The organism is Acinetobacter bereziniae, from assembly GCF_016576965.1.
Lineage (GTDB): Bacteria > Pseudomonadota > Gammaproteobacteria > Pseudomonadales > Moraxellaceae > Acinetobacter > Acinetobacter bereziniae.
In genome coordinates, this window is record NZ_CP066119.1 from 1,450,208 (window position 1) to 1,471,225 (window position 21,018).

Genomic DNA, 21,018 nt, shown 5'->3' on the forward strand with positions numbered 1-21,018 from the left:
TATGAAAACATATAAAGCATTACAGCCTGTAGGTCGCTTTGAAAAAGGCGATATTGTGGGCGGTCTATCAGATGACCAGATTAAACAATTAGAAGCAGATAAGATCATTGAAGAAGTGAAGCCATCTGCGCAACCAAAACCAAAAGAGGTCAAAACAGATGGCTAAAAAATATATTTCGCTTCAAGGTAAGTTTTACTTATCAGAAATTGCGAATGGTGTTGCTGGCGGTATGCGGCATCTTGGCAACGTACCTGAATTTGAGCTTGAAATCACAACAGATCAGGTTGAGCATCAAGAAAGCACATCAGGGCAACGTACCACAGATTTTGTATTAACCAAGACAACAGGTGTGAATTTCAAAGGGCAGCTTGAAGAAGTGGATGAAGCCAATTTGCAATACATCTTGTCGGGTATGAAATCGGAAGTTGCCAGTGTTACAGTTGCGGATCAGGTACTTGGAACAATTAAAGCTGGTCAAGAAATCAAACTTGATGGCTACAACTTAACTCAAGTTTCTTTTAAAACTGGCTCAAGTACAATCGCAGCTGACAAATACACGCTTGATGCCGTGTTTGGTACGGTTACATTCAATGAATTAATTGCAGATCCAGTAACAGCCAGCTTTACCACTGGTGCGGTTAGCCATACAACGATCGCAAGTGAATTCAATAAAGAATACGAATTGTTCTTTAAGGGAATCAATACTGCAACCGGTGAAAATATGGCTGTACGTTTATGGCGTACTAAAAAGTCGCCTGAAACCACTTTCCCATTGATTCATGAAGAACTAGGTCAATATGAAATCTCAGGTCAATCACTTTCTGACACTGAAAAAGGCTTAGATCCTACACTTGGTTTGTATGGTCATGTTGTGACTATTCCAGCAGCGTAATTAAGACAACAGGCACAGGGGCGCATAAGCGTCTTTTTTTGTGCCTGTTTTCGAGTAATTAAAATGAATGAATTCTTTTTAGCGTCTAATCGATCTGTATTTAATGAAGATATTGAAATCAAGCAAATCACTGTAAGAGACTTGGATAAATGGTCGCAGTTTGCTGAAATGATTCGGAAAGACTTAAAACAAGATTATTCAAATGAGAATCTTGAATCAATTGTAAAACAACACATTGTAGCAGCCATTATGGTTTGCTCGCTTACAACAATTCATGATGCAAATTATTATTCAAATATTATGAATACCGATGCAGATACATTTCTGTCAATTTTTTCAGATGTATTAACGATTAATAAAGCTTACTTTGATCAAGAAGATAAGAAAATATCTACTGAAAAATCAGAAAATACTTGGTTTGATTCTTTCCAGTTTTTGATAAGCAAAGGACATCGTCACAAGGACATACTGGATTATAGTTTTGGGGCTTTTCTTGAATACTTAAAAGCTGCGCAACGTAATGAAAGGAATTCATTGTTAAGTCTTGGAAGCACAATGCGTGTTTCATATCATGCAGATAATAATGGCTATAAGAAATTTTCAAACGAGATGAAAGGTTCATAAATTTCACATTGCACAACAAACATTCAAAAGATATCCTGTTCTCATAATGAGGGGATATTTATGAAAAAAATATTATTAGCACTTGTACTTTTAAGTTCAGCGAATGCCTTTGCTGTTGATGCTCGAAGCATTAGAACAACAAATGATATTGTTGAGTATAACGATTCTGTTGGGACTATGATGTCTAAGCTAGGTCGCCCAGATGGTAAATATGAATACTCAGGACGAGATGCCAGAGGTAAATTGGTATTTTATACTGACTTTTATTACAGCATTGATGGCTTGAAATACACCATCACTGTTTTAGAGGGTAAAATTTATAGAATTCAGTGGGAGCGTTGATAGTGAAATATGCAGTTGGAGCTCTTATTGTAATTGTTTTATTTGTTGGATATTACATCAATAAAAGCAATAAAGAAGATATGGTGAGATTGAAGCAGGCTGAGTCCGAGCAGAAACAAAAGATAATTGACGCTCAAGCAATTCTTAATCAAGAGGTTGCTAAAAAAGAATTAAAAGATGCAACAGATATTAAGATCAAAGAGCTTCAAAGCAAATACATGATGGATTACTTGGAGGCTAAAAAAGTTGTCGAATCTCCAAAAATCACTATAGCTGAAAAGAAATTCTATGTTGATTTGGCTGGACGATGGAGTGATGCTTTTAGTGTCGCTGGATCTACTTCTAGGATTGCTTTATCTCAGCCAGTTAAAGATATGCAGCAAATCAAACGAGATTTGGAGTCCCATTCACCTAAAACTGATTGTGAAGCAAAGATGAAGCAAGAGTTACTAAAATCCTATGATTTTTCAATTAATGGATTTTTACAATTTATGCAGAAAAATGAAGATGTTTCTAATCTTTTTATAAGCATGGGGTCTGATCACCAAAGGAATGCGACAGCATTAATTGATTATTGTTGAAAATAATAGAAAGCACCCTAGGGTGCTTTTTTAATGCCAAAAATCCATTGAGCTGTAATAGATCTTAATACAACACAAACAATTATAAAAAACTATTGACATTATTTAAGATTTTACCAAGTGAAGCCGACCTAAAAAGTCGGCTTTTTTAATGCCTGAAATACGGCATCCAAGCCAACTAGGGTAGCTCCTGAAACAATGCATATTTCATGTTCAATGCATTTGTCGGCTCTTTTATTACCTTTGTCATTCACCACAATTTTTGATGCTCAGGTGAATGGTTTAAATCAATTGAGCATCTAGGAGTAAACCATGTCAAACGTACTAACGACACAAGAAATTGTGATTGTGGAAAATGAAAAGGCTTTGACCACATCATTGCATATTGCAGATGGTGCGAGAGCAAACCACAAAGCTGTGATGCAGTTAATCAAAACGCATATCCATCACTTTAATAAATTTGGAAGGGTGGCATTTGAAATGCGACCCTTTGAAACAGAAGGTGGTATTCAATCTAGAAGAATTGCCATCTTAAACGAACAACATGCAACGTTTCTGATGACACTAATGCGCAATACAGAAAGAGTTGTAGATTTTAAGTGTGCTTTAGTTCAAGCGTTTTATAAGACAAAAGAATATCTGAATTCTCAATATCAATCACATGCAAATATCCATAATAAGCTTAGTTTGCAATTGGATTTAGAAAAAGCAGATGCGAGTTTAGCTGGGCATATTTTAGGAAGTTATCGAAAGAAACGTGACACATTAGTGGGAGCAATCAAAGAAGTAGAACGTTTGATGCAACCATGTTTATTTGAATAAATAGTTTCACAAACCAACACCTCCTTAATGGAGGTTTTTTATTGCCTGTAGAAAAGTTGAGGATAGTATGGCTTCAGGATCATTAGATTTTCGTTTAAACCTGTTAGCCAATACTGCAGGCTTACAGCAAGGCATGAATGGTGCTAAATTTGCTGTAAATGCCTTAGTAGCTGCAATGGCAGCTGTTGGTGTTGGTTTAAGTGTTCAAGGATTGGCACAGGCTGCGGATTCATACACAAACCTTTCAGCACGAATCAACATAGCCACCAAGGATGGTGGGGACTTTAATCAAGCAATGGCAGGTGTTCACCAAGTTGCACTTGCTACAAACTCCAATCTAACCACAACTGCAGATTTATTTACTCGCTTAAATGCTGTGGGTAAAGATATGGGGATGACGCAACAACAAGCGCTAGACCTAACAAAAACAGTAACACAAGCAATTAAAATTGGTGGCGGCTCAGCAGAAGCTGCAGATGGAGCAGTAACCCAATTTATTCAAGCCATGCAAGGTGGTGTACTTCGCGGTGAAGAATTTAACAGCATTATGGAGGGTGGTTACGGTTTAGCTGAGGCTTTGGCAAGAGGTTTAGGTGTAACCACTGGTGAACTTCGTAAAATGGCGGAAGCAGGTGAGCTTTCTTCAGAGCGTGTAGCAAAAGCCCTTCAAAGCCAATCAGCATCAGTTCAGGCAACTTACGATAAATTTCCCCTAACAATTGGCAATGCATTACAGCGTATTTCAACAAGTTGGGAAATTTTAATAGGCAAGATGGATCAAGCTAACGGTGCTTCATCTGCTGTCGCTCAATGGCTCAAGTTACTTGCTGACAACATTCAAGAATTAGATATCATCCTCAATGATGTTGGTGAAGGTTTTGTTTGGTTAGGAGATCAGCTTAAGAAAATTGATCCCGCAACAATTGAAACCTTAAAAATTGCATTGATCAGCGCTTATGATGCTTTGAAAGAATTAGCTTCAACTACAGGTACTGCATTTGAAGCGGCATTTGATGCAATAAATACAGTATTAGGGCAAATTTTTAGTTTCAACAGTGGTGTTGATACTGCGAATGATAAGACAAATGGGTTTACTAAAACACTTCAAGCTATCAATGTGGTAATTGGTGCTTTAAGTGATGGATTTTCTGCAATAGGTATTGGCATCAATCTATTTGTGGGGGCGCTTTATTCTGTTGGTTCCGCATGGTCAAATTTAGTTTCAAAATTTACATGGGGTGATGTTAAGCAGGAAGCTATTGCAAACATGCGGGCTATGCAAGCCAAATCAGAGGAGTATTATCAAAAAGCTTCTGATGGTGCAATGCAGTTTAAATCTAAAGCTATTGCAGCATATGAGGATATTGGTAAAACCCAAGAACAGAAGAATGCAGACTCTATAGCTAATAATCAACTTACTATTGATCAATTAATCGCTCAAGAAGTTAAGCATACAGCAGATTACAAGGCTATTAGCGATCAAAGGGTTTTACTTGAACAGCAATTATTTGAAGCGCGGAAAACTGGTAATCAAGCTGCGATTGATGCAGCCTTGGCAAGTCTTGCGGAGCTTGATGTTAAAGAAAAAGAATATCAAGCAGAAAGCAAGAAGATAACTGATGAAAAAATTAAGGCAGCTCAAGAGGTTGCTAATGCTCAAATCAATTCAGCAACTTTGGGTGGGGCAGCTTTATCTGAACAAACCAAGAAAATCATTGAGTCTCAAGTTGCAGCGCAAGGGCTTGCTGTCGAATTTGACAAGACAGGTAAGGCTATTGTTACCGCAATAGCAACCAGTAGTGCACAGGTTGCTATTACTACACAAAAGTTAATTGATGACACGCGTAAAGCAGCTTCAACACTGGGGCTTGATCTAGACGCATACAGCAACAAGTTATCTGCTAAATTTGGCGAAACTCAAACAATCGTATCAAATCTATCCAAAGGGCTTGAAGTATCTGGTATAGCGGGACAGGAAGCTGGGGAGCTGATTTTTCAAGGCTGGCAGAAATGGTTGGAGCAAGCTAAAAATACTGCGGACTTGGAAGCAGCTAAAAACAAATTAAAAGAATTTGGTGAAACAGGTCAATTATCTACAGCACAAGTTGCACAAGGGATAGCGGAAATCAAAGCTAGGACTGTTGAGCTTGATCCGCATTTTGCGTCTGCTTCGTTGTCTGCAAAAAATTTAGGAATTGATCTCAGTGCGTCATTGAATCAAGTATCACCTGATTTTTTGAAACTTCAAGGCGAACTTACTGCTACATCAGCAAATTTAACAGCACTAGGCGCAACAGGTGAGCAAGCAGCAATTGTAACTATGACAGGTTGGCGTAAGCTACTTGAAGCCGCAAATAGTCAAGCTGAAATTGAAGCCGCTAAGGTTAAGTTAAAAGAGTTTGGCGATATAGGTGTGTTATCAACAAGACAAGTTGAACAAGGCTTGATTGATATTAAAAATCAAGCGCAGCAATTACCAGCTACCATTGATCCTGTCACTGAGTCTTTTAAACGACTTGGCATTGAAACTAAAGAGAATCTAAAAATTGCTGCACAACAAGCAATGATGGATTTTATTAACGTGAGAGATAGTGGCAAGGCAACAGCTGAAGGTGTACAAAAAGCTTATGAAAAAGCTGCTCAAGCTGCAGCATTATCAGGTAACACAAGCGTTATAGCCATGGCTAATGCTGTGGGTGCAGGTCGAAACCTTGAAATCCAAATTGATAGCACAGGAAAGGCAACTGTAGAGGCAACCAATAAAATGGAAACCTCTATGCAACGAGTCAGTAATGCGACTTATGGTGCACAGCAAAGCTTTAGGGACCTAGGTGATGTAGCCCGAGAAGAAGCCCTTTCTTCATCTGAGGCTTGGGCAAAGGCTTTGGATTCTCAGCAAGGTGGTATGCATTCAACAACCCAAGGTGAAAAAACTCGATTGGCATTTAATCAGTCTGAAGTTGAAGCTGAACTTAAAGCAATGGGTTACGACGATAAAAAAGCTGCCGAAATCGCCAAAAATATTCTTCAGGGCTCAAAGTTGGGTGATGGATATAGAAATGCATCAACTTCTTGGCTTGCAAAAAATGGTTTGGATGTTGTTGGATCATTTGCAGGAGGCGGTGGAGGTACTTCAAACGCAAACTATGTTCGAGAACAACTGGAGAAATATACTCAATATGCTGGAAATTCATCATCAACAATAGGTATTGGTGATTCAAGTAAGACAGTGAAGTATGAAATTAGCACTGGAAAGAATAAGGCAACTGTTTATGGATCTCCTTCAACTGAAACAAACCTCAATTCAATTTTGAGTGAGTTGGAAACTATTAAAAAGAGTACATAATCATGAAACTAGTTCGAAAAAGTACATCTGAAGCCGTCACATTGTCTGACGGCTTTTTATGGTCTGATGAGTTTGATTGGAACCCTATTGAACAAAAGCAGGATCGTGCTGTAGACGGTGCACTCATCATTCAAGAGGGCATAAAAAAGTCAGGACGACCAATCACTTTGACTGCTGATAAAAGCATGGCGTGGCTTAAACGTCATGTTGTAAGCAAGTTAAAAGATTGGTCAGTCCTGCAAGAAAAATTCGAACTTCAATTTAATTATTTTCATGATAAACGAAAGTTTAATGTCTTGTTCAATCATCAAGACAAAGCAATTGAGGCGAGTCCAGTGCTTGAGCATCCATCTATTTCGGATGATGACGAATATAACGTGACTTTGCGATTTTTGGAGTTAAGCGATGCCGATTGAAACTAAAGACTTGGTGATTTATGAACCTGAGCGGATGACTGATAATGATGATGGTGGCGGCAAATACAATGGAAAAATCATTGTTGACGGTCTAAGCAACAATCTATTTGATGATATATCCGAACTTGACCGAACCATGGGTAATGTGTCTTTAAGAAAGATTTTTCCAGCTGTCACAACTGCTGATACTGATAAACTTATGGGTGCCACAGTCTTTGTATCTGAATTGCCGAAAGATCCGAATGTGTCAGCGCTTTTATTCAGTACAAGAAGTTGGACAGATCAGCGTAATTCAGCACAGAACCGCATTGAAAACTATTTGGCTAAAGGTGGTCAAATGGCGGGTATTCCACAGGACACACACTATCAAGGCATGAAGATCCTTCAAGCGGTTATGTTTCCGCAAGAGGTTGAATCTTCTGTGGGTGATACGATTGTACTTGTATCGAATGAAGGGAAAGCGCTGCAACATGAGCAATATGTACGAATTACCAAAGTTGAAACTCGTATTGCAATCATGATTGTTGATGGTAAACAGGTTGAGTATAAGATTGCTACTTACTCATTGAATGATCCGCTTGATCAAGATTATGTCGGACTTTCTGCTAAACAATGGTATTCAGGCGAGAAAAGTCAAACCATTATACGTGACACACTGGTTGCTGATACAGGTTTGTACTATTCATCAAAAAAGCTAAAGACAGATGCACAACTAGGTGAATACACAGTTAATGTGGGCGAAGTGTTTACTCAGCTTATTCCATCAGCGCAAACTGAATCACCAATTGTTGATGTAAATGCTGCAGGTGAGAGTGTTGTTTTAGTGCCGGGTAATTCAGGCGCAATTTCTGCAAATTTTGTGACAACAGTTAGTACAAGCCAAAACCTCTACATTGGTTCTAGTATAATGCCTTCAAGTATTTCATTCGCTCTGTTTGGTCAGCAAGTTATAGATCAGGGCGGATTGCTTAAGAATGTGCAAGGTACTCAGGTTGGAACAATTGATTATCAGCGTGGCTTAATTCAATGGACAGCATCAGCAGGGACAGGAAGCACGGCACTTGAGATTACATTTACACCTGCTGCAGCGCCTAGCCAATATTTTCAAAGTTATTCCATTCCAGTCACGCAAAATAATCAAAGCACAAACTGGACAGGCGTTTTAGTTCCAATTCCTGCACCAGGAAGTTTGTCCATTTCTTATATGGCTCAAGGTAAGTTCTATGAGTTAAAAGATGATGGTTCGGGGCAGTTAAAAGGTTCAAGCACCTCATTTGGTTCAGGTCGAATCAATTATGAAACAGGATCTTGGACTCTTACAGCAGGCGCCTTACCAGATGTTGGCTCACCAATATTGTTATTGTGGGGAACGCCAATCGTCACATTCACACGTTCTGATTTGCCCGTGAATAAAGCAAAGTTCTCTTTTCAGTTAGAAAAAGAGGGGATTGCTCCAGGTGTAACTGTAGATTGGTTGCTTGAGGGTGTTGCTAAAAAAGCTGTCAGCAATGCACAAGGTAAATTTACAGGGGATGCAACAGGTTCAATTAATTACACAACCGGTATTGGTGAAATCATCCCTGTGAAATTGCCACAGAAAAATACTAGTTTTGTTGTGACCTATAACTTTGGACCACAGCAAACTCAAAATAGAACAAATATTGAACCAGATGCTGGGCAAAAACTTGTATTTACCATTGGTACCGGATCAGCCATTCAACCCAACAGTGTGAGTTTAAAGATCCCTGTAAGCGCACCTGAAGGATCGACAGATTATGTGGACCTTACAGATACGCCAATTAGTTCAAGTGTTGGAAACTTGGTCAATGACCAAGGTCAAGTGCAAGGCTCAATCACATATGCCAGTGGTCAGTGTGAAGTCACCCCCAAATTAATTAAACGAGTTTTCGAGACTCTTTATACCGCTACTGCTGTATACGGAACAGCATAAGTGAGGAAATATGTCATTTTATTCACCACAAGCCTCTAGTATTCAAGGCAAAGAAGTTGAATTAAGGGCTTACTCTGCTACAAATATTCAAGTGAGCTATCGTGATACATCAAGTGTGAATTCTTCAACGCAAAATATCATTGCAGAAAAAGTTAAGTTCGACCTGTCATCTGGATACGATGAGCAAATTTTGAATGGCTCAGTACGTTTCAAAATAGGCAGTGATACTTTTCTTGATCGCACAGGCACTTTATATCGAAATGTAGATCCTGCAACAAATAGTGGTATTGCATCGGGAGTAATTTATTACGGCAATGGTGTTGTTGAACTCGATACGTGGACGCCGAACATCGACAACACTGTTGTACTTCAATCATTAACGACAACAACTGATCTGCCACCTGTAAATAAACTTAGTTTCAGAACACCAATCATTCCAATTCGACCACAATCTTTAACTGTTGTAATTTCATCTTTAGATTTTGGTCAGTTGACATTAACAGCAGATGAAAATGGGGTGATTGAAACAAGTCGGGCACACGGCAAGATTAATTATGATACTGGCTTTGTAGAGATCTACTTTTATACTAAAACAGAAATCACTGTGGCGAATAGACCTGAGATTGAAGCTAAACCATGGTATGAACCACTACTTGAGTATGAGGAAGCAACAAAGACGTATTTAAACGTACCCGTGTGGATTGATGCATCATCTGCTCGGTATAACGCTGTAGCTTACACCTACATCCCTTTAGATGCAGAGATTTTAGGATTATCAGCAACTCGATTACCGCTTGATGGACGAGTGCCAATTTTCAGAATTGGGGGGATTTGCGTTGTCAGTGCGAACAAAGATTATGCAATGCCAGATCATGTGGCAGGTAAAACGTATCAGCTACCCGATATTCGTATCTCCTGGTGTGAATTGATTGACTCAAAAGGGGTAAAAGTTCCATTTGATCAATATGTGGTTGATTATGATTATGGCAAATTCACATTATCTGGTGACTTTGCAGTAAATGCGCTTACACCACCTTTTATTGCTCAATATCGCTATCAAGATATGGGTTTGTTGCGTGATGTTCAGATCAATGGGCAACTAACATTCACTAAGCAACTTACACATAACTATGATGCAGAAAATACCATTGTAGGATCGGCTTTGGTTATTGATGAAATGCAGGCGCGTTACACTCAAAAATTTGTTCAGCAGACGTGGAATAATGTTTGGTCAGATGAGGCATCGGGTGGTGCGATTTCAGCAAATTACAATGATGCGATTTATCCGATCCAAATGACGAATAAAGGTGCAATCCAAGAACGTTGGGCGATTGTGTTTGTTAGTGGTACAACTTTCAAATGTGTGGGTGAATATTCGGGTGAAGTGGGTACAGGAAGCACAAATGCTGATTTTGCGCCAATCAATCCGATTACTTTGGTCCCATATTTTGTGATTAAAAAAGAGGGGTGGGGTACAGGTTGGGCGAATAGTAATGTATTGCGCTTTAACTCGATCTCAGCAATGTACCCAGTCTGGGCAATACGCACAGTCAAACAATCAGAACCAACTGAGCTTACAGATCAATTCCAAGTCATGTTACGCGGTGACATTGATCGCGTAATTTAAACTTAGTTCAAATATGACCGCTTAAAGCGGTCTTTTTTATGAGTAATAAAAATGGCTATGAAGCAAACGCAAACCAAAATGTTTGACTTTTCAGATGTAGGATTGGATTTTTGTGTGGGTTCAAAAAACCTTTTCCCAGATCGCTTTAAGAAAATACTTACTCAAGGGTACAACACACAGACTGTCTCAAGTGTAGTGGTTACAGGCAATCAAGTTACCTTAACTTATGGGGTGAATCATGGATATGTCGCTAATCGCGTGCTTAAGTTAAATGCTGTTAATTTAACTGGCGAATATGTGATTGATAGTGTGACAAACAACACTATAACATTAACGGTAGACAATGCGCCTGCAACTATCTCAGGGGGCTTTACAACATATATTGCACCTCTAGGTTGGCAGCTAGTTTATGAGCAAGCAAATATTCAAGTATATAAGCTAAAATCTATGGATGAGTCTGACCTATACTTGAGATTGTGCTTTCAAAATAATTCAAATTACCGTAACCGAATTTCCCCTTGTGTTGGTAAGTCGTTTGACAGCACAACTGGTAAAATAACAGATAGTTATTCTTTAGCAGAATCTAGAGAGATTTCGACACCTAATACATTTGCTTGGGAATTTTCAAGAAATGCCTCCAGTACTGCAAATGACTACACTTATACCCAAGGATATCCCTTCTTTGGCAAGGGTAATATTGTAGGTAGTAAATACCATCTAGTGATGTTTACTTGGTCGCAAATTGGTGAATATGGAATTAGAACCAATGCTTTACTTCCTTTCTTTAATATTGGCTACGAAAGTTTAAATTATCCTGTATTGATTGGTGATGCCTATGGATCAATAGATACAACTGGATCAAATGATGGTCAGATTGTCGCCGCAACTGGTGCTGCCTATGTGGGGAATTATCGTGTTCTTTTTCAAGAGCAATCTGATGGATTGGACACTACATTGGCTAAGTATAATAATTCAGCATCCTCATTTTTACCCGATTCAATAGATACGTTTAATACAACCACCGCAAATTTACCTTTGGTATATTTGAGAGCAAATGGACAATTTATTGGAAACGTAACTGGTGGATTATATTTTTGCAGATATGCATCTTCAAATAATCCAGCATTTTCACCCACAACTTTACCAACAACTCAAAAGGATGTGGAGCAAAAATCAGAACTGGTTTTGCATGGATTCTGTGCAGCAAGTAATGGACAGCGACTATACGTAGTCTCACCTATTGAGGAGATAAAACTTGGCTATTAGATTAATGAGAGTTTTCTTTGGAAATTATGATCCTGACTATCAAAAGTTAATATCTAAGGACTATAAAATCCTCAATAAACCTAGCAAGCGAATTATAACCGTATTGAACTCAGACCAAGGTTTCGGACAAATCAAAGGGAGCACCAAAAAGCTAAATGTGGTTTATCCAGGTGTAGAAGTCTGTGTATTTAAGCGAAGTAATAAACAGCTTTTATGGACCACTTTATCCAAGTCCGATGGTTCATATGCTTTTAGAAACTTAGCTGTAGGAATTGAATGCTTTGTAACGGCTTTTGATCCCAAACGAGAGTATAACGCTGTAATTGCTGATGGAGTGAAAGCGAAATGAGTGCAGTAATACCATCAATTGAAGCTGGGCTAACTCAACTTCAAGCTCTGACAAATTATATTGATCAAGGTAGCGAAAATGCTACCTTTGTTTTTTATAGTAGTGATAAGCCTGCTAATACAACAATTGAAGCTGATGAATCAAAGCGTCTGGTTACAATGACATTGCCCAAGCCTTGTTTTAAGAAATTAAATACTGACAGCATTGAGCTACAGCAAACTGATGCAGCAATCGTACTGAGAAATGGTACAGCTATTTTTGCTCGATTATTTTCTGCTGCAGGCAAAGTGGTTGCGGATTTTGAAGTGGGCACACATATCACTTTAAACAATCCAACTTTGGTGGCTGGATCAACATTAATGCTCAATTCCATTGTTTTAAAACCAACGCTTCAATAAATAAAGGGGTGTAGATGTGCCAAACTATACGCCACCTGATCCATTGCAAACTAACCTTAATTTTAAAGATGAACTTCAGAGCATTGATGCTCATAATCTTGTATTAAATTTCGGTTTAGACGAGATTCAAGAAGCCTCATTAATTGCTGAGATCTACACAGCATTTAATTCAGAAATATTTGCTGAAAGCTTCACTTTAAATCTTCTTGATGCTGAACTACAGAATGGGTTTGGTGCTGAAATTGAAGTGTTTCAAGGTCAGATTAGTCATCTAGTGTGTGAAGTCTCAACAAGTTTTCTTGCAATAATTGAAGCCACTAGAATTGATCAGTTCTGCACAATTGAAGCTGACTTTAATACAAGTTTCATCCCAAACTTAAATGCACAATTTGATATTAACTTCAATCTGGGTGTCTTTGCTGAACTTAGTGCAAGTTATCAACTCACTAAACAAATATTGAGCAATAAAGGACTCAAGTTTTCAAAACCAATACTTAAGGCACTCAATAGTGCCTTTTTTTATGACCATGGTTTAAGCATTATTCATGAATCAAAGATAAAGCATGATCAAGCATCAAGTCTCAGCCATTCGATTAAATTAATCTTTGAGGAATCTACAGGATTGAAATCAGATTCATGCATAGCATGGCAAGACAATGAACGAATTAAAATAACGAAATCTTTGGTTTTTGAGGAGTCCAATAAATTACTTGTTCAAAGGTCTATAGATTGGGTTGAGCTAGTTCGTAAACGTAAGCAGTTTACATGTAGTTTTGATGTGGCTCAGTACTTTGAAATGCAATATCAAATCGATTGGGATAAGGGTTTGGAGCTGGTTACGACTTGTAACTTTGTTTGGGATAAAGCCAAGCCAGTACATTATAGAAAGCACTCTATTACCCCTTGGCCAGAACCTGAAAAACTGCAGTTTGAGGGTGATACAGATTTTAATTTTGTTTGTGCTTGCACTGAAATTGATGCCCACAATCTCATATTAAATTTTGGTGTTGATGATTGTATCTCTTCAATAGTTAATAAAAATTGGTGGTATATCGTGAATGACGTATCGATTGTTAATACGCGCACTAATGAAGAAATTAAGGTGCTTAATGGCTCTTACAACACAGATCGTAGCCGATGGTGTTGGTCATACAGTCTTACTGTCACAGAGCATGAAATGACAAAACTTGAAAAAGGAGATGTATTGAAAATTAATGTGAATGGAAATATTCACATGATGATGTATGAAGAATATTCAAAATCTCAAAAGTTTGCTGATACTACATACAATTTAACTGGACGAAGTCCAACGGCACTTCTTGAAAGTAAATATTCACCGGTACGCTCTTACTTACAAGAGAATGAACGAACTTCAGTGCAACTTGTTCAAGCTGAACTATATCGGGTGAACAGTGAGACTGTATTGGATTGGCAGCTTATTGATGAGCTTGGCTGGATTGTTGAAACTGAAAGCTTGAGCTATACGAATCTTGCGCCAATCGATGCGATTAAGCTTATCGCTGAAGCTGGGGGTGGCTTTGTTTATAGTGAAAAGGGAAGTAATACACTTTCAATCAGACCACTTTATAAAAAGACTTTTTGGGATACCTTAAATTTAGATGACTATGATCGAAATTTACCTGAAAGCATTGTGATTCAACATGGTGATAGTTTTGATGAGTTGCTGGATTTTAACGCAATCACTTTAACAAATCCTAGAAACGGCAATGTTGGTCAAATCCGTAGACGCAATACTGCAGGTGACATTTTATTGGAGCCAGTAAGTAACCCTTTATTTAATGCTGTAAGTATGGGGGGATTTGGTAAATCTAAGCTAGCTAAGTCAGGCAAAGTTGAATCTCATAATTTTGATTTTCCAATTACTCATGAAATCGGTGAGTGTGTACCAGGTGAAATTTTGGCATTTAATGGTGAGTGGTGGGGCATAGTTGATGCTGTAAGTGTTTCATTTACATATTCTATTGTGAGCCAATCAATTAAGGTGGAGCGCACAGTTAATGAGTAATGCACTAAAACGATTAATGGATTTAATACCAAAAACACCAGAATTTGTAGGGGTAATCACCTCATCAAATCACCCAAATTACAAAGTCTTAGTATCTGATAATTCAGGCTTAGTGATGTGCACCAGTTCAGTTGAATACAAAACGGGTGATCGAGTATTTATCTCAAATAATGAAATCAAAAGATCTGCACCGCAGGGCACTGTTGTTCAGATAGAAGTATGAAATTAACCAAATACAGGCACCCAGTTGGGTGCTTTTTTATTGACAAAAATTAGGGGGTTACATGCAAGAGCATGAAAAAGTGGCACTTCAATTAATTCTAATGGGAGTAGTAATTGCTATGGCAAAAGTACTCGTAAGCACTGAAAAACTAACATTGCGAGTTGTTCTTGGTCGAGCGATCTTGAACGGCTTCACAACACTTGGCGCAGGTGGGGCACTCATTTGGATATCTGACTTAAACATGCTTGCAATTCTTGGCTTAGGGGCGTTTTTAGGAACTTTAGGTAGTCAATTTGTTGAATCTCAAGCTGAAAAATTTGTTAAAGATAAGGTGAAATCAAATGAAGACAAGTAACTCAGGAATCAACCTAATCAAAGGCTTTGAAGGGCTACGATTGAAAGCTTATGACGATGGTGTGGGCGTTTGGACCATTGGCTTTGGCACAATCAAATACCCGAATGGTGTGCGAGTTAAAAAAGGCGATGTATGCACCGAATCTCAGGCAGAACAATATCTTCGAAATGATTTAGTTGTATTTGAAAACGCTATCAATCGCTTGGTGAAAGTGCCTCTTAATCAAAACCAATTTGACGCTTTAGCCTCGTTCACCTACAACTTGGGCGAAGGTAATCTTAGCAAATCAACTTTGCTTAAAAAGCTAAATGCCAAAGACTACAAAGGCGCTGCTGCTGAATTCCCAAAGTGGACCAAAGCTGGTGGTCGTGTGTTGGCTGGACTGGTTAAACGTCGCAAAGCTGAAATGGAGTTATTTTTAAAATGACCTACCTATATTTAGCTGTAAAAGCATGGCGAGAAATCTTAATCGGACTTCTCGCTTTTTTATTGATTGTTTGTCTTGGTCTATTGAATAGCAAAGTAAGTCAACTCAATAAAGCTCAAGCGAAATGTGTGGCACAAATTCAAGCAATTGAACAGGAACACCTGAAAGCCCTAACAGACAAGCAAAACAAAATAAACAAAGTGAGCGCAGATTATGAACAACTTAAATCAGAGCAACGTGTCAAAGTCGAAACAGTTACACGTGAAGTGCAAAAGATCATTGAGCGTCCTGTTTATAACAACCTTTGTATTGATGCTGATGGCTTGCGCAACATCAACTCACTTATCACCGACGATTCCAGCTAATCTGATTGTGCCTTGCCCTAAACTCTTAAAACTTGAGTCAGGGCAGGGCAAAGAAATTACGCTATGGATCATTGATACTGTTGCTAAATACAATGAGTGTAGCGCTTTGAATGATGTGAAAAATAAGGCTCTAAACTAATGTTTTTATGCAAAAATATATGTTTTAAGTTCCTCTAAAATATTTCTATTGTGGTTTTTTCCATTTTCTAGAAAATCTTTTAGATCATCGAATACAGTCTGACTTACTCCTAAATCCCTAATCTTAATTTTTTGAAAGCTTTCAAGATGCAAAGAGTACTCAAGAATTAGCCGATGAAGTTTAGATCCTTCAACAAGATATATAAACTCATCTAATGAACTAAGGTTTTTATTTCGTTCTTCTTGTAACTTAATTATTTCTGTTAAAAAATCCCTAATATAATAAGCTCTATCGCTCTCGTAAATATCACTTAAATTATTTAATTTAAACTTTAACCCATGAATAATACTTCTTTCATTATGAATTTTATTGAAAGCGAGTTTTGCCTCATTTGCTACAATAGATTTATTATGTTGCCTCTTCCATCCATAAAAAATAATTAAAGCTACAAATCCACCAAAAAATGCACCAACACCTCCAAGAATAGAACCAAATGCAGAAATATCATTTGCGGTTGCATTTTTGAATATGCATAAGGTTCCATATACAAGCATGCTTACAGCATACAAAACTATAGCCAATAATGCTAAAAAATATGGCGATGTAATTTTCATAATATTATGGAAATGATGAAGTTTTTGAATAATGCAAAATTAATCACCCACAGTCAACAGCCCATCCCAACTAAAATAATTCTGCGTCAATTTTTCTCGGCTCATGCTCCAAGTCCTATCCTTCAACAAACATGGTCCAATCGCCAACTTCTTACCAAACTTCTCGTCAACTTGCTCTAACACAGACTGCAAGCTTTCATTCCTTTGAATCGCATCGTAGTCAGCAAGCAAATCAGGCACATATCTCGATTTTGACTCAATACAAGTCAAAATCACCCCACACTTTTTGAACTCGACACCTTCTTTAAATACTTTATCTATCTGCCTCAATACGCTCTTAATAATCTGCGCTGCGCTATCAGTAGGCTCAGGAAATGAAACACTCACACTCGCTTTGTAGAAAGGTTTCTTCGTATCAAAAGGGTTTGAATGTGCAAATGCTATGACACAGCCAGTCAATCCACTTTGCCGCCTTAATTTTTTAACTGCATTCTGAATATAACTGCTCATTGCTTCTGAAAGTGCATCTTTATCAGTTACACGTTGCCCGAATGAACGAGACGAAACTATCTGTTTTTTATCGGGTGCAACTTCTTCAAGCTCAATGCATGCTGTACCTTGCAGTTCCAAGACTGTGCGCTTCATGACTACAGAAAATTGACTTTGTATGAACGCTGGATCTGCAATAGCGAGATCAAAAACAGATTTAATATTGAGTGAATGAAGCTTTTTACTGTGCTTTCGTCCAACTCCCCAAACTTCGCTAACATCTATATGCTGAAATAGTTCTTCTTTTGAACATGGGTCCATCTCATGCAAATTACAGATACCATTAAAATATTTGTTTTTCTTGGCGATGTGGTTAGCAATTTTAGCTTCTGTTTTACTGCGACCAATGCCTATACATACAGGTAACCCAAGCCACTTTAAAAGGGCGTCTTTAATGTTTTGAGCAAGTAAGTTTAAATCTTGATTCTTGTAACTTGTCAGCTCAACAAAGGTTTCATCAATTGAGTACACTTCAACATCTTTCTCACTCACAAATGTTTTGATTGTTCTTGTGAATCGATTAGACATTTCTTCGTAAACAGCATAATTGCTCGATAGAACAACAACATTATGCTTTTCAACAATGTCTTTAATTTGGAATAGGGGAACACCCATCTTGATTCCCAAGTCTTTTGCTTCCTGACTTCGAGCCACGGCACAGCCATCATTGTTTGAGAGTACAATGACAGGCTTGTTGTTTAGATTTGGCTGAAATAAACGCTCGCATGAGACATAGCAATTGTTTATATCAATGAGTGCAATAATTTTATCTTTCATCTTTTGAAATCGTTACGAAATCAAAATAATGATAGAATTCCCTTGGGATGAATTCAAATTTATAAACTGTGGATAATCAAGGTCACGACAAATTAGGACGTTTTGTTTTGATAGGTGATATTGATCCGATCAATATGTGTGCTAAATGGATATTGTGATAAAATAGGTTTATTAAGGAATAGAATCGAACTCACATTTATTTTTGAGGGTATATTTGGGGGTATAATTATAAATACTTAAAATTTAATATAATAAAAACAATAATATATGATTTATTTCCTGTGTCCGCTGGGCGTACCATACCTTACAATAAAATCAATAACTTAGTTGTGATTTGGCGTAAAATTGGCGTATTTTATTTTTTATCCACAGATTTTTAAGTATCAACCCCGCTAAATTTTGCGAGGTCTACCAACTACTTTTTTTGTAGTTTCTGGACGATTTCTTAACCATTTAGAAATAGATTCTAAATTCCATCTACGACCTTTCGAATTTGCCATGATGTACCTAGGTGCTGGAAAGTCACCCAAACAAATCACATGGCTTTTAAAATGAACAAGTGAATAACTCAGAAAAGTTGCTGCTTGTTCATCTGTTAGCCAAATATCACGTGGTGGTAATGCAACAACAAAATCACCAACATTTGTAATAGCAGTCATTAACTTTCCTCTAGTATTCCTACAACAATTATCAGTTTGCTTCTTTACACATTGCATCATTAAAAGGGCAATAGCTTTCATGCAAAGCAACATTTTTAAAAATATATTTCATTTGATACCCGAACACATAAGGTATCCGGGTGATTGAGTAATACTTAAATCTCATCGCATTTCTGTCGCATAAGTAGTGCCGATCGTAATTGGTAAGGTATTTAATGCTTCGTCAAAAGCGAGTGCCTTACCTTCAGCAGCTAAATTCTTACCATTTGAATCACGGTAGACCTTAAGCTCTTCTTTGCAACGCCGTTCTAGGAATGCACCAAATAAGCGATAGATACTTTTGAACGTATTACATTCCTGTTTATGGTGCATACGATCTTTATAGAGCTGTATGATCGAACATCGGACATGATCACGAAGTTCATCAATACTCATCGCATTGATATCGTACGTCACCAATTTATCCGCTCTCCCCATATCTGCTACTAATTGAGGGTCGCTCAAATCTAGAAGTGGCTGGACAGATTCTTTTGTTGAAGAGAAGGTTTTTGTCTTTGAGAATTGGACAATATTATTCATGCCGCCACCGTTGACTTTAAGGCTTGGATGCGTAATTTGTGTTGATCAATCCATTTTTGTTCAGCTTCAGAGGAACATTCACCATCCATAATGAAATCGATGTCAAACCCTCCAAAACCGATATAAAACTCTTCACCTCTATGTATAAGTTGATTTACACGATATTCCTGTTCAGCCTCTTCATAAGTGAAGTAAGGCGTTTGATTCAAACCAAAGGGATAAACTTCATGTCCTTTTCTAAACACACAAAAATAATAACAATCATTCATTGATGATTTTACATATTCCCATCGTTTTAGAAGTTCTACCTTACGCTTTTCATGACGCTCAGCACGCTCTTTGTTAATTTGTTCTAGTTTAGCAATACGCTCACGGTGCTTTTCTTGCCAAATTTGCCAGTGTGCATTATGTGGAGTATTGTCTAAAATACGAACAGTAATATTTCCAAAAGTCCAAGAAAGATGATCAGAGGTGGATCAGGAAATTTGAACAACACTTATAAGTGATATTTTGCTCCCCAAATGATGTTATAAACATCAATATATGGAGTATTTTATGACACGTAGACCAAGAAGAAATCATTCAAATGACTTTAAAGCTAAGGTAGCACTTGCTGCGATTAAAGCAGAAAAAACACTTGCTGAATTGAGTGCTGAATTTGATGTTCATCAAAACCAAATTATTGACTGGAAAAATCAACTGATTTCAGCTTCCTCGCAAGCTTTCGATCAATCAAAAGCTCCAACAGAACCACCCATCGATCTAAAAAAACTACATGCAAAAATCGGTGAGCAGGCATTAGAAATTGATTTTTTAGAAGGTGTGTTGAAGAAACTGGGTCGCTTCAACCACAAAAGTTAATCGATGACTCACTTCAGATTTCAGTATCTAAGCAAGCTAAGCTGCTGAAAGTCTCCCGTGGTTGTTATTACTATCGCCCAAAACCTGTGAGTGAATCAGATCTGAAGCTGATGCGCTGTATGGATGAGTTACATATGCAATACCCTTTTGCAGGTAGCCGTATGATGCGTGATTTATTGAATCGTCAAGGACATCATATAGGACGACGTCATACACGTACTTTAATGAAGAAAATGGGCATTAATGCGTTATATCGTAAACCAAATCTAAGTCAGGCCAATCAAGCTCACCGTAAATATCCATATCTGCTCAAAGGATTGGCTATTCAGCGCAGTAATCAAGTGTGGTCTACGGATATAACGTATATCCCTATGGCAAAAGGCTTTGTTTATTTATGTGCTGTGATTGATTGGCATAGCCGCAAGGTACTTGCGCATAGAGTATCGATTAGTATGGAGGTTACATTTTGCATAGAAACATTAAATGAAGCTATTGAAAAATATGGCCGACCTGAAGTCTTTAATACAGACCAAGGCAGTCAGTTTACCAGTGATGCATTTATTGATGTATTGAAATCAAATGGCATTCAAATCAGTATGGATGGTAAAGGTCGATGGGTTGATAATGTGATGGTTGAACGATTATGGCGGAGCGTTAAATATGAAGAGGTGTATCTCAAAGCCTACAGCAATGTTTTGGATGCGAAGAAGCAATTAAACGCATATTTTGAATTTTATAATTTGAAACGACCTCATTCGAGTCTGGACAAAATGACTCCAGATGAGTTTTACTATGACCAGCTACCACAACAAAATAAGGTAGCTTAACT

The 21,018-nt window shown here is 37.8% G+C and carries 24 protein-coding genes; 19 read left to right on the plus strand and 5 right to left on the minus strand.

Annotated elements, in window-relative coordinates; all coding sequences use genetic code 11:
- Nucleotide 1 precedes the first annotated feature (1 nt).
- The 18 genes from I9192_RS06705 (at nt 2) to I9192_RS06790 (ending at nt 16,011) form a co-directional block, all read left to right on the plus strand.
- Complete coding sequence (locus I9192_RS06705) at nt 2-166, plus strand: hypothetical protein (RefSeq protein WP_167539459.1); 165 nt, start codon at nt 2-4, stop codon at nt 164-166.
- Nucleotides 159-893 (plus strand): phage tail tube protein, encoded by a 735-nt coding sequence (locus I9192_RS06710; protein ID WP_200150250.1) that lies wholly within the window; start codon nt 159-161, stop codon nt 891-893. The genes I9192_RS06705 and I9192_RS06710 overlap by 8 nt, the downstream gene beginning before the upstream one ends.
- A 63-nt stretch (nt 894-956) precedes the next feature.
- The gene (locus I9192_RS06715; protein ID WP_200150251.1) at nt 957-1,517 is read left to right on the plus strand and encodes a hypothetical protein; all 561 of its coding nucleotides are present in this window, start codon (nt 957-959) and stop codon (nt 1,515-1,517) included.
- Nucleotides 1,518-1,577: 60 nt separating this feature from the next.
- Nucleotides 1,578-1,859, plus strand: a complete 282-nt coding sequence (locus I9192_RS06720; RefSeq protein ID WP_200150252.1) for a hypothetical protein — start codon at nt 1,578-1,580, stop codon at nt 1,857-1,859.
- A 2-nt stretch (nt 1,860-1,861) separates the two neighbouring features.
- The gene (locus I9192_RS06725) at nt 1,862-2,440 is read left to right on the plus strand and encodes a hypothetical protein (RefSeq protein WP_200150253.1); all 579 of its coding nucleotides are present in this window, start codon (nt 1,862-1,864) and stop codon (nt 2,438-2,440) included.
- Nucleotides 2,441-2,752: 312 nt separating this feature from the next.
- The gene (locus tag I9192_RS06730; RefSeq protein WP_105713160.1) at nt 2,753-3,262 is read left to right on the plus strand and encodes a Rha family transcriptional regulator; all 510 of its coding nucleotides are present in this window, start codon (nt 2,753-2,755) and stop codon (nt 3,260-3,262) included.
- Nucleotides 3,263-3,329: 67 nt separating this feature from the next.
- A complete protein-coding gene (locus I9192_RS06735; RefSeq protein WP_200150254.1) occupies nt 3,330-6,608 on the plus strand; it encodes a tape measure protein in 3,279 nt (1,092 codons plus the stop codon).
- 2 nt (nt 6,609-6,610) lie between these two features.
- Nucleotides 6,611-7,024, plus strand: a complete 414-nt coding sequence (locus tag I9192_RS06740; protein WP_005028978.1) for a hypothetical protein — start codon at nt 6,611-6,613, stop codon at nt 7,022-7,024.
- A complete protein-coding gene (locus I9192_RS06745) occupies nt 7,014-8,975 on the plus strand; it encodes a hypothetical protein (RefSeq protein ID WP_200150255.1) in 1,962 nt (653 codons plus the stop codon). The genes I9192_RS06740 and I9192_RS06745 overlap by 11 nt, the downstream gene beginning before the upstream one ends.
- 10 nt (nt 8,976-8,985) lie before the next feature.
- Nucleotides 8,986-10,602, plus strand: a complete 1,617-nt coding sequence (locus I9192_RS06750; RefSeq protein ID WP_200150256.1) for a hypothetical protein — start codon at nt 8,986-8,988, stop codon at nt 10,600-10,602.
- Nucleotides 10,603-10,653: 51 nt separating this feature from the next.
- Nucleotides 10,654-11,868, plus strand: coding sequence for a hypothetical protein (locus I9192_RS06755; protein WP_200150257.1), 1,215 nt, complete (start codon nt 10,654-10,656; stop codon nt 11,866-11,868).
- Nucleotides 11,858-12,217: a carboxypeptidase regulatory-like domain-containing protein gene (locus I9192_RS06760; protein ID WP_200150258.1), complete on the plus strand. Its 360-nt coding sequence runs from the start codon at nt 11,858-11,860 to the stop codon at nt 12,215-12,217. The genes I9192_RS06755 and I9192_RS06760 overlap by 11 nt, the downstream gene beginning before the upstream one ends.
- Entirely contained in the window at nt 12,214-12,615 is a 402-nt protein-coding gene (locus I9192_RS06765; protein WP_005028961.1) for a hypothetical protein, read from the plus strand. The genes I9192_RS06760 and I9192_RS06765 overlap by 4 nt, the downstream gene beginning before the upstream one ends.
- 16 nt (nt 12,616-12,631) lie before the next feature.
- Nucleotides 12,632-14,641, plus strand: coding sequence for a hypothetical protein (locus tag I9192_RS06770; protein WP_200150259.1), 2,010 nt, complete (start codon nt 12,632-12,634; stop codon nt 14,639-14,641).
- Nucleotides 14,634-14,864 (plus strand): hypothetical protein, encoded by a 231-nt coding sequence (locus I9192_RS06775; RefSeq protein ID WP_005030288.1) that lies wholly within the window; start codon nt 14,634-14,636, stop codon nt 14,862-14,864. The genes I9192_RS06770 and I9192_RS06775 overlap by 8 nt, the downstream gene beginning before the upstream one ends.
- A 61-nt stretch (nt 14,865-14,925) precedes the next feature.
- Nucleotides 14,926-15,219, plus strand: coding sequence for a phage holin family protein (locus I9192_RS06780; protein ID WP_005030287.1), 294 nt, complete (start codon nt 14,926-14,928; stop codon nt 15,217-15,219).
- The gene (locus I9192_RS06785) at nt 15,206-15,646 is read left to right on the plus strand and encodes a lysozyme (protein WP_005030285.1); all 441 of its coding nucleotides are present in this window, start codon (nt 15,206-15,208) and stop codon (nt 15,644-15,646) included. Before I9192_RS06780 ends, I9192_RS06785 begins: the two co-directional genes overlap by 14 nt.
- Nucleotides 15,643-16,011, plus strand: coding sequence for a hypothetical protein (locus I9192_RS06790; protein WP_005030283.1), 369 nt, complete (start codon nt 15,643-15,645; stop codon nt 16,009-16,011). Before I9192_RS06785 ends, I9192_RS06790 begins: the two co-directional genes overlap by 4 nt.
- Nucleotides 16,012-16,155: 144 nt before the next feature.
- Here the strand turns inward: I9192_RS06790 and I9192_RS06795 are convergent, their stop codons facing one another.
- From I9192_RS06795 to I9192_RS06815, 5 genes are all read right to left on the minus strand, one after another.
- Nucleotides 16,156-16,764, minus strand: a complete 609-nt coding sequence (locus tag I9192_RS06795; RefSeq protein ID WP_005030281.1) for a hypothetical protein — start codon at nt 16,762-16,764, stop codon at nt 16,156-16,158.
- Between the two features lie 39 nt (nt 16,765-16,803).
- Nucleotides 16,804-18,090, minus strand: coding sequence for a Y-family DNA polymerase (locus tag I9192_RS06800; protein ID WP_005030279.1), 1,287 nt, complete (start codon nt 18,088-18,090; stop codon nt 16,804-16,806).
- 392 nt (nt 18,091-18,482) lie between these two features.
- A complete protein-coding gene (locus I9192_RS06805) occupies nt 18,483-18,749 on the minus strand; it encodes a hypothetical protein (RefSeq protein ID WP_005030278.1) in 267 nt (88 codons plus the stop codon).
- Between the two features lie 162 nt (nt 18,750-18,911).
- Nucleotides 18,912-19,205: a hypothetical protein gene (locus tag I9192_RS06810; RefSeq protein ID WP_227567138.1), complete on the minus strand. Its 294-nt coding sequence runs from the start codon at nt 19,203-19,205 to the stop codon at nt 18,912-18,914.
- A 119-nt stretch (nt 19,206-19,324) separates the two neighbouring features.
- Nucleotides 19,325-19,597 (minus strand): hypothetical protein, encoded by a 273-nt coding sequence (locus tag I9192_RS06815; RefSeq protein ID WP_005030273.1) that lies wholly within the window; start codon nt 19,595-19,597, stop codon nt 19,325-19,327.
- Between the two features lie 286 nt (nt 19,598-19,883).
- Between I9192_RS06815 and I9192_RS06820 the strand changes: the two genes are divergently transcribed.
- Nucleotides 19,884-21,016, plus strand: a protein-coding gene (locus I9192_RS06820) for an IS3 family transposase (protein WP_223672967.1) whose coding sequence is annotated in 2 segments (ribosomal slippage) — nt 19,884-20,136 and nt 20,136-21,016 — 1,134 coding nt in all. Because the reading frame shifts where the segments join, the coding sequence is not laid out codon by codon here.
- Nucleotides 21,017-21,018: the final 2 nt, after the last annotated feature.

What these genes read in the sequence shown, in the direction of transcription:
- I9192_RS06705 (WP_167539459.1), top strand. Translation starts at nt 2, where the DNA reads ATGAAAACATATAAAGCATTACAGCCTGTAGGTCGCTTTGAAAAAGGC.
- I9192_RS06710 (WP_200150250.1), top strand. Translation starts at nt 159, where the DNA reads ATGGCTAAAAAATATATTTCGCTTCAAGGTAAGTTTTACTTATCAGAA.
- I9192_RS06715 (WP_200150251.1), top strand. Translation starts at nt 957, where the DNA reads ATGAATGAATTCTTTTTAGCGTCTAATCGATCTGTATTTAATGAAGAT.
- I9192_RS06720 (WP_200150252.1), top strand. Translation starts at nt 1,578, where the DNA reads ATGAAAAAAATATTATTAGCACTTGTACTTTTAAGTTCAGCGAATGCC.
- I9192_RS06730 (WP_105713160.1), top strand. Translation starts at nt 2,753, where the DNA reads ATGTCAAACGTACTAACGACACAAGAAATTGTGATTGTGGAAAATGAA.
- I9192_RS06735 (WP_200150254.1), top strand. Translation starts at nt 3,330, where the DNA reads ATGGCTTCAGGATCATTAGATTTTCGTTTAAACCTGTTAGCCAATACT.
- I9192_RS06740 (WP_005028978.1), top strand. Translation starts at nt 6,611, where the DNA reads ATGAAACTAGTTCGAAAAAGTACATCTGAAGCCGTCACATTGTCTGAC.
- I9192_RS06745 (WP_200150255.1), top strand. Translation starts at nt 7,014, where the DNA reads ATGCCGATTGAAACTAAAGACTTGGTGATTTATGAACCTGAGCGGATG.
- I9192_RS06750 (WP_200150256.1), top strand. Translation starts at nt 8,986, where the DNA reads ATGTCATTTTATTCACCACAAGCCTCTAGTATTCAAGGCAAAGAAGTT.
- I9192_RS06755 (WP_200150257.1), top strand. Translation starts at nt 10,654, where the DNA reads ATGGCTATGAAGCAAACGCAAACCAAAATGTTTGACTTTTCAGATGTA.
- I9192_RS06765 (WP_005028961.1), top strand. Translation starts at nt 12,214, where the DNA reads ATGAGTGCAGTAATACCATCAATTGAAGCTGGGCTAACTCAACTTCAA.
- I9192_RS06775 (WP_005030288.1), top strand. Translation starts at nt 14,634, where the DNA reads ATGAGTAATGCACTAAAACGATTAATGGATTTAATACCAAAAACACCA.
- I9192_RS06780 (WP_005030287.1), top strand. Translation starts at nt 14,926, where the DNA reads ATGCAAGAGCATGAAAAAGTGGCACTTCAATTAATTCTAATGGGAGTA.
- I9192_RS06785 (WP_005030285.1), top strand. Translation starts at nt 15,206, where the DNA reads ATGAAGACAAGTAACTCAGGAATCAACCTAATCAAAGGCTTTGAAGGG.
- I9192_RS06790 (WP_005030283.1), top strand. Translation starts at nt 15,643, where the DNA reads ATGACCTACCTATATTTAGCTGTAAAAGCATGGCGAGAAATCTTAATC.
- I9192_RS06795 (WP_005030281.1), bottom strand. Translation starts at nt 16,764, where the DNA reads ATGAAAATTACATCGCCATATTTTTTAGCATTATTGGCTATAGTTTTG.
- I9192_RS06800 (WP_005030279.1), bottom strand. Translation starts at nt 18,090, where the DNA reads ATGAAAGATAAAATTATTGCACTCATTGATATAAACAATTGCTATGTC.
- I9192_RS06805 (WP_005030278.1), bottom strand. Translation starts at nt 18,749, where the DNA reads ATGACTGCTATTACAAATGTTGGTGATTTTGTTGTTGCATTACCACCA.
- I9192_RS06815 (WP_005030273.1), bottom strand. Translation starts at nt 19,597, where the DNA reads ATGAATGATTGTTATTATTTTTGTGTGTTTAGAAAAGGACATGAAGTT.